Raw genomic sequence first — 666 nt, forward strand, 5'->3', positions numbered from 1 at the left:
CAAAATTATATCTAGCTGTACATGAACAGAAAGTGAATCATCGTGTGAACTGTCGGTTCAGTCACATTCACTTTGCTCTTGGCAAACTCACTGGTGCGAATCGAGCGTTATTTAAGTTCATCTTCAAAAATCTTGTCGCGCAACTTCCAAAAGCGCCCAGACTTTCTGGCAATGACAAACTGCGGTAAACGGAAACGGTGTTGATTGGCGACGACTCGTGTAGGCGATGCTTCTTCAAACGGGCGATGTTTATCTGCAAGGTGAGGGCGCACAAACTGGTCTTTAAAAGTTTGCTTCTGTTTCTTGGTGTTTAATGACCAAAACTCATGAACTAATGCATGACCTTCGCCTTGGTATGGTTCCCCAGAATACGTGACTTTGAGCTGTGATTTGCCGTCATTTGATTTGAACACGGACAAGTCCATTTCTGTGCACTCGAAGATCAGTGCGTCTTTCAAATTCAGTGCTTCTTTTAGTTTCTTATCTGGGTCGACCAATGTTGCATCACATTCATGGCATATACGAGCGGCAATATCATTATCTGCGCCACATTCGCCGCAATATTTGGCACGAAAACGGTAGCCACAATGTTCGCGTTCGCCCGTGTCTTCATCTTCAAAGTAACCTTGGCAGCGTCGGCCAAAGTGTTCGAGTAAAAAGCCATTG

1 pseudogene is annotated in these 666 nt (G+C 44.7%); it reads right to left on the reverse strand.

Annotation, left to right across the window (positions count from 1 at the left end):
• Positions 1 to 107: 107 nt before the first annotated feature.
• Positions 108 to 666 (reverse strand): annotated as a pseudogene (locus tag R7R24_RS27440) (ATP-dependent helicase); the annotation flags it as partial.

This window comes from Vibrio sp. 704 (genome assembly GCF_033339295.1).